Origin of the sequence: Thermocladium sp. ECH_B, assembly GCA_001516585.1 — an archaeon.
Taxonomy (GTDB): Archaea; Thermoproteota; Thermoprotei; order Thermoproteales; family Thermocladiaceae; genus Thermocladium.
The window spans coordinates 1-1,617 of sequence record LOBW01000136.1; the positions used below are offsets into that span (position 1 = coordinate 1).

Annotated in this window: 2 protein-coding genes; one reads left to right on the top strand and one right to left on the bottom strand. The window is 47.4% G+C overall.

The window, feature by feature from the left end:
• Positions 1 to 230: 230 nt before the first annotated feature.
• Positions 231 to 797: a hypothetical protein gene (locus tag AT710_09735; protein KUO89832.1), complete on the top strand. Its 567-nt coding sequence runs from the start codon at positions 231 to 233 to the stop codon at positions 795 to 797.
• Between the two features lie 18 nt (positions 798 to 815).
• Here the strand turns inward: AT710_09735 and AT710_09740 are convergent, their stop codons facing one another.
• Complete coding sequence (locus AT710_09740) at positions 816 to 1,157, bottom strand: ferredoxin (protein ID KUO89833.1); 342 nt, start codon at positions 1,155 to 1,157, stop codon at positions 816 to 818.
• Between the last annotated feature and the right edge of the window lie 460 nt (positions 1,158 to 1,617).

Sequence of the window (1,617 nt, forward strand, 5' to 3'; positions counted from 1 at the left end):
TCAAGGCGGGGAGGAGGCCAGAATACTGCTAGCCGCTGCTCACTATGCCGGGAAACCCATGCTAGCCAAGGCAGCAGGCGCCATATCGTTCATTGATGGCTGGGTATTCTTCATAATGGCCTACGCCGGCGCAGTGGGATTAGCGCTGCCGTAGCAGGCACAATCATTAACAAAAATAAATCAAATACCTTTTGCCAAATATTTAATTGTCCTCCACCGATCAATGTAATGTGAGGGATAACCAAGGCACGGCGAGGTACTTGATCCATGTAGCGCCACGGGGAGCCCTGGTAACTAATAGGCCGGAATTAATGAGGAGGTTAAGAGATCTTGGCATTCACGTGATAAACATTCGAATCGGCAGTAACCATATTGAGGTTGATGCATTATCGCGCAATATTGGGGCTGATGCGGATATAATCGATAAGGCGATCGGCAGCGTGACAAGAATTATTCCGCTAAATGAGGAGAATGAGGTGGAGAACCCCTTTAAGGCATTCATTGAATTATTTAATGAGGAGAGGTTCTGGGAGGCCCACGAGGTTCTGGAGGGCGTTTGGAGAGCGAATAGGGATACCCGAGTTCAGGGATTAATAGTGCTGGCCGCGGCCTTCGCTAAGCTGCAGGAGGAATCCCTCACGGGTTTTCAGAGACTAATGCAGAGATCACTGGATTTAATGGCTGGAAGCCACCAAGTTGATTGCATAAGCATTGATCGGATCAAGGAATTAATTAATGAAGCAATTAGGTCTAGGAGGCCATTTAGGATTCATTGCAAAAATAATGAATTGGATTAACTCATTTGGATTAACTCATTAGGCCTTTATTGGGTCAGACTTAATGCCGTACTTGGCTCTCCACTGCTCAAATATTTGCTGCTCCTCTGGAGTTAATTGCCTATTGAACCTGTACCATTGCTTGCTCTTTGATTCCTCCGGCGCCTCGCTGGCCTTCCATATGCAGTTGACTGGACACACCTTTATGCATTCAAAGGAGTCTGGGCAAGCCTCCCATATTAGCCTGGCCTTCCCATTCTCATCCAACTCCAGCGCATTATAGGGACACACGGAGACACATGCACCGCATCCGATGCATATATCCATGTCCACTACTATCCTCTCATATTTAGCCAGGTCTTGACCAGATGGTGCGGACATACTTGATCAATAGAGCCCCTAACTAATTGATTAATAACAATTTCCTCATGTACCCTAATCGTTGCTCTAATGGAGTGGGTTTATGTTTTCCTGTAAAGCGTTACCACTAAGTGGACACGCAATTAATTCAATCACAAAACCACAAAATCAATGTACTGACCTCCTCCCCGCCTTTAGGGCGAGGTTTGCCGTCAGTTTTATCAGGAAATAAGCCCCACCATGGCGAACCTTATACGCATGGGGGAAGCCTCGCAATTTATGGCGGGGATGAGGGGATAGCTTTATATTAGTGGTGTTCCTGTTCCTCTGATGCCCATCGTGGGGTTTAGGTTTAGAGCATACACCGATCGACGAACGCTGAGGGCGTTAAAGGCCCAATTGGAGGCGGCTTGTGAGGCCTACAATACCCTACGATGGGCAGACACATACTTCTACCATGAGGATGGTAGGGGCTTGACCC